Genomic DNA, 13971 nt, shown 5'->3' with positions numbered 1-13971 from the left:
CTCTTGCCATTCGATTTGTGCAAAATACAATATAGTATAGCACAATGCTTTTGTTCTAACCCCGTTTCCCCCTCCCTTATTTCCTCATTTCGCGTTTTGGCGACCGATTGAAATGTAAGAACTCTTCTGAGTGTAAGAGAACGTATGTGATCTTCTATGCCGTTTTAGGGATTTATTTCTAAATTGTGCTACATATTGCTGATATTCTTGTCGCAAGTTGCATGAATTGCGAAAACTTCTGGTAAAAATTTATGGGGATTATTCATTTTTTACATTCTCTTCTTTCGCTCGTTTATCAGCTTTTGGGGGAAAGAACAGCGCTTTGCAAATTATTTCACAGGCAGGGTTGTTATGTTGGAAAATTTCTTGAACAAATTGCTGCTTTGCAGAATGAAATGAAAAAACTCAACAAAGGTTCTCGGAGCCAGCGCTGGATTGCTGCGATAAAGCGCGTTTTGAGTGTCTGTTGACAGCGCTGGAAGAGAAGTTCTTGTGTGCAAAAGATGATACATGTTGGAACTTGAATTTTTATGTAAAAAGATAAAAAAGACACGCGCCTGTGCTAACTCATCCCAAGCGCGTTTTTATAAAGTTGGATCACTGCTTCTTCTTCCATGCGTTCATGCTCTTCTTTTTTACGCAACCGTATAATGCTCCGAACAGCTTTACTATCAAAACCAGATCCTTTCAGTTCGGCATAAACTTCTTTAATATCTTCAGAAATGGTTTTTTTTTCTTCTTCTAGACGTTCTATACGTTCAATAAAAGCACGTAATTGGTTTACGGATATAGCGTGTGTTTGATCAGTTACTGTGTTCATTGCATGTTTCTCCGGATTGTCTATGTTAAACTATTTTTTATCAACGATAAATTTGTGTTGGAAAAGCCTGAAAAACAGAAAGTGAATCAAGCTGTACACTTTTTTTACAAATTGTCTTTAAATATTTTGTAAAAGTTTGAAAATGTGCATTGACAAAAGGGTAAGAAGAACAAGAAAAGAATAAAAATATCTCTGTGTACATTTGAAAAGTTCTTGGAAAAAAAGAAGAGAAGGGATGTATGTTTCGTTTTAAGGACTTGTGTCATAAAGGGAGTTTTATGGTTGGTAAAAAACAGACCAGAAAGCAGCAATGCGTATTGCAGAAAAGACTGAAAATTTTTCTCTTGAGTGTTCTGCTCTTTTTTCTGCCTGTTAGTCTTGCAAAAGCTGATTTTAGAGTTTGTAATATGACCCAACAGGCTGTTGGTGTCGCCCTTGGCTATCGTACGCTTTCAGGGTGGGTAAGCGAAGGGTGGTGGATGGTGCCCGTAACAGAGTGTAAAACCTTAATCGATGGCCCTCTTGCTTCGCGGTTTTATTATTTTTATGCCGAGGGTGCACAGAAAAAAGGGAACTGGCCAGGTTCTGTAACTATGTGTGTGCAAGATAGTCAGTTTACCATTCAAGGGGTTCATGATTGTTTCCCACGAGGTTATCAAAAGGCTGAGTTTAAAGAAATTGATACAGGCAATCAAATAAGTTGGATGGTGCAGTTGACTGATGAGTCTTTGTTTGGTGATTCGGTTGTACATTCTTCTCGTCTTTCAGGAGATTCTTCACCATGAAGCGTGCACGTAAGGTAAAAATTATTGCTACTCTTGGCCCTTCTTCTTTTTCCATTGAGATGATTGAAAAGCTTTTTATGGCTGGAGCGGATGTTTTTCGCCTGAATATGAGTCACACGGACCGTAAAACAATGTGTGATTTGGTAAAGCGCATACGGCAGGTTGAAAAAAATACGCAACGACCAATCGGCATTTTAGTGGATCTACAGGGGCCGAAATTGCGGATTGGCTGTTTTGCTAAAGGTCAAGAGGATTTGCGTGTTGGGCAGAACTTTACTTTAGATAATCATGATGTGCTTGGTGATGCACAACGTGTTTTTTTTCCGCACGCAGATATTCTTACGGCTGTTAAACCGGGGGATCGGCTGTTGATTGATGATGGAAAGTTGGAATTGTATGTGCAAGTTTGTGATGGACATTCTGTTCAGTGTCGTGTGATTGCTGGAACGCATATTTCTGATCGAAAAGGCGTGAGTCTTCCTGATACAGTTTTGCCTTTTGGTTCGATGACATCAAAGGATAAGGCTGATCTTCAAGCTCTTTTAGAACAACCGGTTGATTGGGTTGCACTTTCTTTTATTCAACGTCCCGAAGATATACTAGAGGTGCGCCGGTTAACGAAAAGCAAAGTGGCTTTGATGGCTAAGATCGAAAAACCGCAAGCTTTGGAACATATAGAAAAAATTATTGAGATTTCCGATGGTGTTATGATTGCACGGGGAGATCTAGGGGTGGAAATGCCGTTGGAAAAAGTGCCTGCCATTCAAATGGAGCTAATAAAGGCTTGTCGTTTAGCTGGAAAGCCTGTTGTGGTGGCTACACAAATGCTCGAATCAATGATTACATCCTCTGTTCCAACACGTGCGGAAGTCTCTGATGTCGCTACAGCTGTTTATGCCGGAAGCGATGCTGTGATGTTGTCTGCTGAATCTGCGTCTGGTCTTTATCCTGAAGAGGCTGTTCTTATGATGGATCGGATTGCTCGGCAAATTGAACAAGATCACACTTATGCAGCTCAGGTTGGGGCACAGCATCCTGCTCCAGAGACAACAGGTACAGATGCGATTTCTCTTGCGGCGCGCCAGATTGCTGAAACACTTGCATTAGCAGCCATCATTGCTTATACCGCTTCAGGGACCACGGGTGTGCGTGCATCACGTGAGCGCCCGAATAGGCCCATTATTGCTTTATCTCCTATCGTGGAAACTGCGCGGCGATTGGCTTTGGTTTGGGGGTTGCATTGCGTCGTCACTGAAGATGCATGTGATTTGGAGGATATGGTTGATCGGGCGGCGGCGATTGCTTTTCAAGAAGGCTTTTGCCAGGCAGGAGATCGCTTCCTTGTGACAGCAGGTGTTCCCCTTGGTACACCCGGTGCTACTAACTTATTGCGTATCGCTTCTGTTTCTCAAGATGGAACGAAAGGCATTTAGCAGCAACATTTACTTGTTCTGTTTTGCTCTTTCTTGAGAGAGCAGTTTGTGTATCTACTGCTTTTGCAATTTGCACGATTTTTTCACCCATATAATTATATTGGTACAATCATGCTGGGATAACCATGCTGGTCTTTGAGCGTTATTTCGTTTGTTGGTAAGAACACTGATGCGTGTTCATAAGTCTTCTTGTTTTTGAAAATCGATATTGTTTTGTTCATCTTTGAGCAATTGATTGGTGAGCTTTTCAATTCGCTCCGTTGTGTTTCTTACAATTTTTCCCATGGTACGATCCCTTTCATTATGGAGACGCAAAAGAGTCTCGTAATCTTCTTGTAGTTTTTTATTTTCTCGTTTTATTTCTTCCATTTCATCGATAATCATAATGCCTGCCATAACGGATAAACGATGGTCACCAATTTCACCAAAACTTTTCTTCAAATGTGCGATATATTGATCCAACCGAGCTGCAAGTTCAATAAGATGGCTTTCTTGTCCTTTATTGCAAGCCATGCGATAATTTTTACCATCAATTGTGACCGAAACGGTTTCCATGTCTTTAAACCTTTATCTATCAATTACGACACGAATCGTTTCCATCGCTTTAATTAAACGTTTGGAAACTTCTTTATTTACTGCTTCTAGTCGCTCGACTTGGGCTTCAGCTTTGTCAAGCGCTTGGGCAAGATGGCTACGATCAGCGTTCATTCGTTGAATTTCTTCTTCCCATTCGTTGTTTTTATCAATAACGGCATTGCGGTTTATAATGGTGAATTCTAAGGTTCTTAATGCTTTTTCCAGTTGCTCTAAAGCTTGTGGCAGAACCGTAGTTTCTTGGCTCATGATGCTCTTATCCTTTGGGTGATTGTATCCTTTATCAGTCCTTTATGCAAAAACGAATCACTCATTTTCTTTTCTTGCGTGAATTTTATTTTTAAGTATGTAGGACATTTTAGCAAGCAAAGCAGGGGATACATGTTAATTAAAAGCTGGATTTTTTGAGAGTATTGGCATAAATGTACTGTGTATAAAGGATGTGTGAGGGGAATGTTATTCATGTTATCTTAAGTGATGACAAAAAGTCTCACGCTGAGGATTAAAAACAGTATTTCTCAAAAATTTAAGAGAATATGGAAGAAGCAATCAAATAAAGTGGTTAACGAAATGGTCTATCATTCATGACAAATACTGAACAACAAAATCAGATGGCCAATGCTATCCGTTTTCTTGCTATTGACGCGATTGAAAAAGCAAATTCTGGTCATCCTGGTTTGCCAATGGGGGCAGCCGATATTGCTACCGTTCTTTATACAAAGTTTCTTGCACATGATCCTAAAAATCCTCATTGGCCCAACCGTGATCGTTTTGTGCTGTCGGCTGGACATGGGTCTATGTTGCTTTATGCCTTACTGTATCTGTCTGGTTATGAGGATATCTCCCTTGAGGATCTCAAAAATTTTCGCCAATTAGGGTCAAAGCTTGCTGGGCATCCAGAATATGGGCATGTTGCAGGAATCGAAACAACCACTGGCCCCCTTGGACAGGGATTGGCTAATGCTGTAGGGATGGCGCTTGGTGAGCGCTTGCAGAATGCGCGTTTTGGTGATCTCATCAATCATTACACTTACGCATTGGTGGGGGATGGGTGTCTTATGGAAGGGATTTCCCAAGAAGCACTTTCTCTTGCTGGACATTTAAAACTTAATAAACTTATTGTGTTGTGGGATGATAATAATATTTCCATTGATGGAGAGATTTCTCTTGCTGACAGTACAGATCAGATAGCGCGTTTTAAAGCGTCTGGTTGGGAGGCACATAAAGTCAATGGGCATGATCAAGCAGCACTGGCACGTGCCATTGAGGCTGCTCGAAATTGTGATAAACCAACTTTGATTGCTTGCAAAACAACTATAGGCTTTGGAGCACCAAATAAAGCGGGAAGCAATAAAGTCCATGGAGCTCCTTTAGGAGCACGAGAAATTGCTGAAACCCGTATCGCTTTGGGGTGGGATGTTGAGCCTTTCGTTATTCCAGCTGATATTCTTGATGATTGGCGTTTGGCCGGCCTCAATGCTGCTAAAAAAAGGCAGAAATGGGAAGAAAAATTAGCTGATCTTCCTGTGTCAGAGCGGGTGGAGTTTGAAAGGTTGATGCGGGGTGATCTCCTAGGTGGATTTGATGGCGCTATTGATGATTATAAACAGCGCCTCAGTGAAGAGCGTCCTTTTGTTGCTACGCGTAAAGCTTCAGAAATGGCTCTTGAAGTTATCAATGAAGTCGTTAGTGAAACCATTGGTGGTTCTGCTGATTTGACTGGGTCCAATAATACCAAAAGCAGCCAGATGAAAAGTATTTCTGCTGAAGATTTTTCAGGGCGCTATCTGCATTATGGAATTCGCGAACATGTTATGGGAGCTGTGATGAATGGTCTTGCCCTTTATGGAGGCTTTATTCCTTATGGGGGAACCTTTTTATGCTTTTCTGACTATATGCGTCCTGCTATGCGTCTTTCCTCTCTCATGGGTTTGCGGGTGATTTATGTCATGACCCATGATTCCATTGGTCTTGGTGAAGATGGTCCTACACATCAGCCCGTGGAGCATTTGGCTTCCTTGCGCGCAATGCCCAATCATCTGGTTTTTCGCCCTGCTGATGCTATGGAGACAGTTGAGTGTTGGCAATTGGCTTTGAAAGCACGAAAGACACCTTCTACTTTGGCTTTGAGCCGACAAAATTTACCACTTTTGCGGCAAGAGTATGAAGAAGAAAATCTTTGTATGCTTGGCGCTTATGAATTACTAACAGCTAGTGATGATGCGCAGGTGACTCTGTTTGCTTCCGGTTCAGAATTGCAAATTGCGGTGAAGGTGCATGCTGTTTTAGAGGAAAAAGGTATTCCAACGCGGGTGGTTTCTGTGCCTTGTTTTGAACTCTTTGCGCAGCAATCTCTCTCCTATCAGCGTGCCCTCATTGGGGATGCTCCAATTAAAGTTGCTATTGAAGCTGCTGTTCGGCAAGGGTGGGACCGTTTTATTGGCAGTGATGGTGTGTTTATTGGTATGGATGGGTTTGGTGCAAGCGGGACGATTGATGCGCTTTATACGCATTTCGGTATCACTTGTGAGAATGTGGTGGCTGCCGTTGAAAAAGAGCTTGGAAAGATCCATAAAGAAAATGCAAAATGACTGTTCGCGTTGCAATTAATGGATTTTATTGTGTCGGGCGTAAAATATTATACGCTATGGTGGACAAATGGCTGATAAAGAGATTGAAGGCTGTTGTCGTTGATAATTTGGGGTTGGTGGAGACCAATGCCCATTTGTTGCGCTATAAAAATTGATAAGGAAAATGTGAAATGACTGTTCGCGTTGCAATTAATGGGTTTGGGCGTATCGGACGCAATATTTTGCGTGCCATTGTGGAAAGTGGACGACACGATATTGAAGTTGTGGCTGTTAATGATTTGGGAGCAGTGGAAACTAATGCCCATTTGTTGCGCTATGATTCAGTCCACGGGCGTTTTCCTGGACCCGTCAAGGTTGTGGGTGATTCCATTGATGTCGGGTGTGGTTTGATAAAGGTATACGCAGAGCGTGATCCAGCACAATTGCCTTGGAAGGCTTTGGATATCGATATTGCTCTAGAATGTACGGGCATTTTTACTACGCGAGATAAAGCAAGTGCGCATTTGGATGCGGGGGCAAAGCGCGTTCTTGTTTCTGCGCCGTCAGAAGGCGCAGATCTTACAGTGGTTTATGGGGTGAATCACCAGTCTTTGAGCAAAGAGCATAGGGTTGTTTCTAATGCTTCTTGCACAACCAATTGCTTGGCGCCTGTTGCGCAAGTTTTGCATAACACGGTTGGAATTGAAAAGGGATTTATGACAACAATCCATTCTTATACGGGTGATCAACCTGTGTTGGATACAATGCATCGTGATCTTTATCGTGCACGTGCGGCCGCTCTTTCTATGATTCCTACGTCAACAGGTGCGGCGAAGGCTGTAGGGTTGGTATTGCCAGAATTAAAAGGGTTGCTCGATGGTGTATCAATTCGCGTTCCAACCCCCAATGTTTCCGTTGTTGATTTGACATTTACCGCTAAGCGTTCCACAACAGTTGAAGAAATAAACACTGCCATTTGTTCTGCTGCACGCGGTGCACTTGCAGGTATTTTGGATTATACGGAGGAAAAGCTTGTGAGTTGTGATTTTAATCATAATCCACATTCAGCTATTTTCCATAATGATCAAACCAAGGTGATCGATGGCAGATTTTGTCGTGTTCTGGTTTGGTACGATAATGAATGGGGTTTTTCTAACCGCATGAGCGATACTGCTGTGGCCTTCGCCAAAACAATATAAAAAGAGGGCTTTTCGGTTCTCTTTTTATAAAAAAGTCAAATTTTTATAATGAAAATTAAGGTGTATTCTTTTTGAAAAAAACGAGTAAAGATTGTTCTTTGTGCGCTAGAGAGAAGATGTTGCCTAAGTGATTTATGCTGTGTTCTGTTTCGGTATAGTAATGCGTGATGTTTAAAGCCGCATGCAAAGGCAGAATTTTAAAAGTGCGTTTTTAAACGAGATAAAGTTCGAAAAAACACAAATACGGGTTTCTTTGCGAAAAAGCAAAGAAAAGATTGTGTGGGGAGAGTTGAGCAGGTGCGTTTTTGTTTGAAACAACAGAAAGTGAAGAGGGAGCAGTGATGGGTTTTCGTACACTTGATGATGTTGATGTTGCTGGGAAACGTGTTCTTGTGCGGGTCGATTTTAATGTTCCAATGGCGCAAGGCAAAGTATGCGATGAAACGCGTCTCAAACGACATAAAGAGACCCTTGTTGAGCTTCAAAAGCGTGGAGCTAAGCTTATTCTTCTTTCCCATTGTGGTCGCCCAAAAGGGCAGGTGGAGCCAGAATTTTCGTTGCACCCTGTTGTACAAACGTTGGAAAAAATAATCAACCATCCGGTAGCTTTTGCCTCAGATTGTATTGGAGCAGCAGCGCAGATGGCGGTTGAGGCGTTGCAAAATGGTGGTGTTTTATTGCTTGAAAATGTTCGTTTTCATTTAGGTGAAGAAAAAAATGATTGTTCTTTTGCTGAGGCTTTAGCGCATAATGGTGATCTCTATGTCAATGATGCTTTTTCAGTTTCTCATCGTGCCCATGCTTCGGTGGAGGGAATAACACATTTGTTGCCTTCTTATGCAGGGCGCTCTCTGCAGGCTGAATTGCAGGCGCTAGAAAAGGGACTTGGTAACCCAACGCGTCCAGTGGTTGCTATTGTGGGCGGTGCTAAGGTTTCCAGTAAGCTTTTTGTACTCAATCATTTGGTGGAAAAGGTTGATCATTTAGTGATTGGTGGTGGTATGGCCAACAGTTTTTTAGCGGCGCAAGGCATGCATGTTGGAAAGTCACTGTGTGAACATGCACTCATGGAAACGGTTAAGAAAGTTATTCAAAAAGCGCAAGAATGCCAGTGCGCACTTCTACTTCCTGTGGATGCGATTGTTGGATTTCGCTTTGAAAAAGATACGCCGCATCGTCTTTATGATATGGGAGATATTCCTGAGAGTGGCATGATTCTAGATATTGGTACGCGCTCCATTGCGCATGTTAAAGGTGTGATTGATGAAGCAGCTACCCTTGTGTGGAATGGACCTCTTGGTGTTTTTGAGATGCCTCCCTTTGATCAGGGAACAATTGCAGTTGCACGCTATGCCGCACAACGTAGTCAAAAGGGGAAATTGGTTTCAATTGCTGGAGGGGGAGATACGGTTTTTGCGCTTAACCACGCTGGTGTTGCCAATGATTTTACGTATCTTTCAACGGCAGGTGGTGCTTTTTTGGAATGGATGGAAGGTAAGGTTTTGCCTGGTATTTTCGCCCTCATGCAGGCTTAAAGGGTTTTAGACTTGAAGAAAAGCCGTATGGTTATGGGGTCGTGTAGGGTATGCTGGTCGTGTTGCATACTTTTAGAAATAAAGACAGAACAAAGAGGAATTTTTTATGAATGAACGTCTTGAAGATAGAGCACTGGCTCTGGTTTGTACGGGTAAAGGTATTTTGGCGGCAGATGAAAGTACTGCTACGATTGGAAAGCGTTTTGAAACTATTGGTGTTGAATGCACCGAAGATAATCGTCGTGCTTATCGTGAAATGCTTTTTAGCGCAAAAGAAGCCATGGAAAGTGCTATTTCTGGTGTTATCTTATTTGATGAAACCATTCGTCAAAAAGCATCATCTGGGAAAATGTTGACGGATCTTATTCGTGAGGCGGGTGCTTTGCCAGGGATTAAAGTCGATACCGGTGCTAAACCATTGGCGGCTTTTCCTTGCGAGACGATTACAGAAGGATTGGATGGGCTTCGAGAGCGTTTAAAAGATTATTATGCTTTGGGAGCCCGTTTTGCTAAATGGCGTGCGGTGATTGCAATTGATGCACACACTCTCCCAACCAGAGGGGCAATCAACCAAAATGCACAAGCTCTCGCGCGTTATGCTGCTTTGTGTCAGGAGATAAAGATTGTGCCGATTGTTGAACCAGAAGTGTTGATGGATGGGCCATCACGTGGGCATTCAATTGCGCGCTGCTTTGAGGTGACACAAGCTGTTTTAACTGCGGTGTTTAAAGAGTTGTCTGAGGCGCGCGTTCTTTTAGAGGGTATGATTTTAAAGCCCAATATGGTGATTGATGGAAAAGATGCACGCAATGCCTCTGTGGAAGAAGTGGCGGAAAAGACGGTTCAGGTGCTTAAACGGACTGTTCCTGCTGCTGTTCCAGGGATTGCTTTTCTCTCTGGGGGACAATCTGATGAAGAAGCAACGGCCCATTTATCCGCCATGAATGCTTTGGGGAATGCTTCGGGTACATTGCCTTGGAAATTGACCTTTTCTTATGGACGGGCATTGCAAGCGGCGGCTTTGAAGGCATGGGGTGGAAAACATGAAAATATTGCTGTTGCACAAAAGGCTTTTTGTCATCGTGCTCGGATGAATCATTTGGCAGCTTTGGGGCAATGGACAAAAGACAACGAACACTCTTGTGCTTGAAGAACAAGTTCTCTGTCTGAGTGTGGGGAGATTTTGCATGTTTTTGCGTGATTTAGAAAGCCCTCATCGTGATAAAATGGTGGGGTGCGCTTTTTAGGGTTAAAAGTTTTCTCGTGCCTTTTTTAAACTTTTGTGGGGGACGTCGAGAGGTGAGAGCGGGGAAGGGCGATGATGCTCATCAATTTGTGAATTGGACAGCATTATAGTGTGTTGTTGTTCATGAGGTGCGCACTTACTTTTTGAGTAAAAATCATAAAGCTGATACTGTCTTGAAGAGTTTGATAGTGCAATATTTTTCGTTTTTTGACACTCTTTTGTCATTGGTAGAATCCCTTTGATTGCAGTTGAAAAGGGGGATGAGCGGGGTGATTGGAAATTTCGGGGCAGGTAAAATATGCAGTTTGTCAACCTTTTGTGCGTAAGGAGAGCCTATTCTTCAAGGTGGACGGTTTTTTTGTATTTTAGACAAACGGATTGAAGAGTTCTTGCGAAAGAAAATAGACTTGCACTCAATAAAACACTTGTTTTTTGAGTGAAAATGAATAAATTTTTCTTGTATTTTGTAATGATATAATTACAAATCGCGGGTTTTATAGCATCTTAGCTTAAAATATGGGGGGAGTTGTGGACGACCTATCTTCTAAGAATATAAGCACCAAAAGAAAAAATCGATACGCAGAACAGAGCATTTCTGAAATTATGATGCGAGATTTGTGCCATATGGTGCGTAGAGTATTCGCTGGAATATTTGTAGTGTTTGGTTTCATAATTTTTATTATTCTGCTCAACATACGGGGACCGGTTCATGCCGTGTTAAATTTCTTTGCGGGAGCGAGTATGTTAGCGTGCTTTTTATTTTTTTTCGGATACCTCTTAGAACGCCGTGACGCAACAGCAGATGAAGCCGCTATATCGTCCGCATTACTCTTAACAATTGGTGAAGGCGTTTTTTCTCTTTGCTGCATGTCTGCTAGTTGGGGTTATGATGCTCTCTTATTCCGTTTAGCACCTCCTGGGTATGTTCTTATTCTCCCTGAATAAATAGAGTGAAATTCGTTTGCACATAACGTAATCAAAATGAGAGGTTATCCGCTTCTCAAGCTCTTATGCTTACGCATCAAAATCATGACATCAGACTTGCGTTTATTGAGAAGGCTAAAAAGTCTTGCTTCTTAGAGGCAAGGAAACATTGGCATGCTGAGATATCCAAAACGATTTCCGAATAAAGATACGCATCTGCCATGATCTTCTCATGTTTGAGATTCATCTTGTCTACGCTGGATACATTTGGGATCGATGTCAGATTAAGAGCGTTTTCTCTTTTTTTCTGTAGCATTATATGCTGTGCAATCGTAATTACTTTTTATTCATTCTTCATCAGATGCAAAAAACCCCGCTTTGAAGCGGGGGACCTCATTGGTAGTTTTGACTGACGTGGTTTTCTATAAAAACCTTAATTTGTCAGAGCGCTCAAATTGCGCCCTTTGACGGCCCAGAAGCAGCTTCATTGTTTGCAATATACAAATGACTTTATTGGGCACAAATAATTCCACTAGGCACAGACAACTTTAGTGGGACTTTACGGGTCGTTTTTTGCTTTTCACAACCAGCACTAGGTTTTTACATGCCGAGGTTACCAAAACGATTTTTGAATTTAGAAACACGACCACCACGATCGACAAGTGTTTGAGATCCACCTGTCCACGCTGGATGGGTTCTTGGGTCGATATCCAAATTAAGGGTATCCCCCTCTTTTCCCCAAGTGGAGCGCGTTGTGTATTGGCTACCATCCGTCATAACGACGGTAATTTTGTGATAGTCGGGATGAATATTCGCTTTCATGGGTAAAACCTTTTGTATTTATAAAACGAAATGGCACTTTTTCACTTTTTTTAAGTGCGCTTCCTTTGTCTTTTTGATAAATGAATTAAAGTACCATTCCTATAACCGAGCACGCATCAAAAAACAAGTGTTCAAGATACATCATTGTATCAAGTGTTATAGACAACCTAATATAGTGAGCGAAACCTTATGAATCTCCTCAATCATTCAGAAAAATCTACACAGTTCTCTACAAAAAAGTCTTCATTCTCTTCGCTTGCAACTTTTGGTCCTTATTTTATACGCTATCGCTGGTTGTTTATCTTTGCCTTTTTTGCTTTGACTGTTGCTGCCCTTGTTACACTGGCTTTGCCCGTTTTTATTGGCAAAATGTTTGATCATGGTTTTTCCACTTCAAGCCACGGGCATATCAATTTTTATTTCTTTATTTTATTCGCTTTAGCCTTGCTGCTCGCGCTTGCTTCAGCTTGCCGTTATTATTGTGTTATCACCTTGGGGGAACGGATTGTTGCTGATTTACGGCGTGATGTTTTTGTCCATATTATGAAGCTTTCGCCTGCTTTTTTTGATAAGTCTCATTCTGGTGAACTGGTATCGCGGCTCCTAACAGATACAACGCAAATAAAATTGGCTGTTGGTTCAACAGCTTCTACCGCTTTGCGTCATCTGATTGTGGTAATTGGTGCAATCGTGATGATGGTTATTACCAATGCTAAATTGTCTGCACTGGTGCTGCTCGCTATTCCCTTTGTTGCTATTCCGTTAGTTGTTTTTGGGCGCAGAGTTCGTACACGGACACGTGCGGCACAAGACCGTGTTGCAGATGCCAATGCTTTGGCAACCGAACAGGTAAGTGCTATTCGTACTGTGCAAGCTTTTACCGCTGAAAAACTTGTTTCGACACGTTTTTCACAGTTGATAGAACGTGCTTTTCAAACGGCACGTGCTTCTGTCATTTTGCGTTCCTTTTTTACGGGATTTGCAATTTTTCTGGTTTTTAGCAGTGTGGTTGCTGTTTTATGGATTGGGTCTCGGGATGTTTTAAATGGCACTATGACGGCGGGAACTTTGGGTCAATTTGTTCTCTATGCAGTTTTTGGTGCTTCAACCTTTGCGCAATTATCGGAACTGGGTGCAGAATTAATCCAAGCAGTAGGTGCTGCTGAACGGCTTTCCGAATTGTTGCAAGAAAAGCCTACGGTTTTAACACCTACAGTTCCTTTACCATTGGCCCAGCCTGTTCAAGGTGCAATTGTTTTTGATCAGGTTGATTTTACTTATCCTTCCAGACCAGAAGACAAAATTTTGCATGCTCTTTCTTTTTCGATCAAAGCAGGTGAAACGGTTGCTTTTGTTGGTGCTTCTGGCGCGGGTAAAAGTACACTTTTTTCTTTGATTCTTCGTTTTTATGATCCGACAAGTGGTCAAATTCGCTTTGATGGTGTGGAGACCAATCGCCTCTCTCTGCAAGATTTACGCAGTGCAATCTCTTATGTTCCACAAGATGTTGCTATTTTTGATGGCACTCTGCGCGATAATATTACTTTCGGTACAGAAAATACTCATGAAGAGGAAATTATTGCCGCCGCTAAAGCAGCTAATGCACTTGAATTTATTGAAGCCTTACCAAACGGCTTTGATACGCAAGTGGGAGAACGCGGTACTATGCTTTCTGGTGGACAAAAACAACGCATTGGCATTGCACGTGCGATTTTAAGAAATGCACCCCTTTTGCTGCTTGATGAAGCAACATCTGCTTTAGATGCAAACAGTGAAAAGCTAGTACAAGAAGCCTTAGAAGGGTTGATGCAAAATAGAACAACATTGGTGATTGCACACCGTTTAGCAACGATTTTAAAAGCAGATCGCATTCTTGTGATGGATAAAGGTGCTCTCGTTGAAGAGGGAACACATGCCGAACTTGTCGCACAAAACGGGGTTTATGCGTACTTAGCCAAATTGCAATTTTCACCTGAATAAGGGCTTGGCAGAAAGATTGATATCTTTTCTGGTTATTGTTGTTGGTCTTTATGAACCCAAAAG

General features: G+C 42.1%; 14 protein-coding genes. 10 read left to right on the top strand and 4 right to left on the bottom strand.

The features are described from left to right. Positions 1 to 251 precede the first annotated feature (251 nt). Entirely contained in the window at positions 252 to 470 is a 219-nt protein-coding gene (locus tag J7R13_RS00750; RefSeq protein ID WP_004857770.1) for a hypothetical protein, read from the top strand. Positions 471 to 562: 92 nt separating this feature from the next. Here J7R13_RS00750 and J7R13_RS00745 read toward each other — a convergent pair whose 3' ends face one another. Continuing rightward, complete coding sequence (locus J7R13_RS00745; RefSeq protein WP_004857768.1) at positions 563 to 820, bottom strand: DUF2312 domain-containing protein; 258 nt, start codon at positions 818 to 820, stop codon at positions 563 to 565. 239 nt (positions 821 to 1059) lie between these two features. Here J7R13_RS00745 and J7R13_RS00740 point away from each other — a divergent pair, with 239 nt between their 5' ends. Together J7R13_RS00740 and pyk are read left to right on the top strand one after the other, a co-directional pair. Further along, complete coding sequence (locus tag J7R13_RS00740; protein ID WP_208437026.1) at positions 1060 to 1605, top strand: DUF1036 domain-containing protein; 546 nt, start codon at positions 1060 to 1062, stop codon at positions 1603 to 1605. Continuing rightward, on the top strand, positions 1602 to 3038 hold the full coding sequence (gene pyk / locus J7R13_RS00735) for a pyruvate kinase (RefSeq protein WP_208437025.1): 1437 nt from the start codon (positions 1602 to 1604) through the stop codon (positions 3036 to 3038). Before J7R13_RS00740 ends, pyk begins: the two co-directional genes overlap by 4 nt. Positions 3039 to 3215: 177 nt before the next feature. Here pyk and J7R13_RS00730 read toward each other — a convergent pair whose 3' ends face one another. Further along, positions 3216 to 3593 (bottom strand): cell division protein ZapA, encoded by a 378-nt coding sequence (locus J7R13_RS00730; RefSeq protein ID WP_004857763.1) that lies wholly within the window; start codon positions 3591 to 3593, stop codon positions 3216 to 3218. Between the two features lie 12 nt (positions 3594 to 3605). Then, positions 3606 to 3881 (bottom strand): DUF4164 domain-containing protein, encoded by a 276-nt coding sequence (locus J7R13_RS00725; RefSeq protein ID WP_004857761.1) that lies wholly within the window; start codon positions 3879 to 3881, stop codon positions 3606 to 3608. 335 nt (positions 3882 to 4216) lie between these two features. Between J7R13_RS00725 and tkt the strand changes: the two genes are divergently transcribed. The 6 genes from tkt (at position 4217) to J7R13_RS00695 (ending at position 11127) form a co-directional block, all read left to right on the top strand. Beyond that, positions 4217 to 6223: a transketolase gene (gene tkt, locus J7R13_RS00720; RefSeq protein ID WP_004857759.1), complete on the top strand. Its 2007-nt coding sequence runs from the start codon at positions 4217 to 4219 to the stop codon at positions 6221 to 6223. Next, the gene (locus J7R13_RS00715; RefSeq protein WP_004857758.1) at positions 6220 to 6378 is read left to right on the top strand and encodes a hypothetical protein; all 159 of its coding nucleotides are present in this window, start codon (positions 6220 to 6222) and stop codon (positions 6376 to 6378) included. Before tkt ends, J7R13_RS00715 begins: the two co-directional genes overlap by 4 nt. Positions 6379 to 6393: 15 nt before the next feature. Then, positions 6394 to 7401 (top strand): type I glyceraldehyde-3-phosphate dehydrogenase, encoded by a 1008-nt coding sequence (gap, locus tag J7R13_RS00710; protein ID WP_208432974.1) that lies wholly within the window; start codon positions 6394 to 6396, stop codon positions 7399 to 7401. Between the two features lie 341 nt (positions 7402 to 7742). Next, positions 7743 to 8936, top strand: a complete 1194-nt coding sequence (locus tag J7R13_RS00705) for a phosphoglycerate kinase (protein WP_208437271.1) — start codon at positions 7743 to 7745, stop codon at positions 8934 to 8936. A gap of 106 nt (positions 8937 to 9042) precedes the next feature. Beyond that, a complete protein-coding gene (locus J7R13_RS00700; RefSeq protein WP_208437024.1) occupies positions 9043 to 10086 on the top strand; it encodes a class I fructose-bisphosphate aldolase in 1044 nt (347 codons plus the stop codon). Positions 10087 to 10923: 837 nt separating this feature from the next. Beyond that, complete coding sequence (locus J7R13_RS00695) at positions 10924 to 11127, top strand: hypothetical protein (RefSeq protein ID WP_246786248.1); 204 nt, start codon at positions 10924 to 10926, stop codon at positions 11125 to 11127. A 579-nt stretch (positions 11128 to 11706) separates the two neighbouring features. On the opposite strand, the gene rpmE is transcribed toward J7R13_RS00695, so the two are convergent. Further along, positions 11707 to 11928: a 50S ribosomal protein L31 gene (rpmE, locus tag J7R13_RS00690; protein WP_208437022.1), complete on the bottom strand. Its 222-nt coding sequence runs from the start codon at positions 11926 to 11928 to the stop codon at positions 11707 to 11709. A gap of 189 nt (positions 11929 to 12117) precedes the next feature. Between rpmE and J7R13_RS00685 the strand changes: the two genes are divergently transcribed. Beyond that, positions 12118 to 13908, top strand: a complete 1791-nt coding sequence (locus J7R13_RS00685; RefSeq protein WP_208437021.1) for an ABC transporter transmembrane domain-containing protein — start codon at positions 12118 to 12120, stop codon at positions 13906 to 13908. The last annotated feature ends 63 nt before the right edge of the window (positions 13909 to 13971 follow it).

The organism is Bartonella taylorii 8TBB (assembly GCF_902825155.1).
Classification (GTDB): Bacteria; Pseudomonadota; Alphaproteobacteria; order Rhizobiales; family Rhizobiaceae; genus Bartonella; species Bartonella taylorii_A.
Note: the sequence above shows the minus strand (reverse complement) of the source record. Positions and strands in the feature narration are given on the sequence as shown.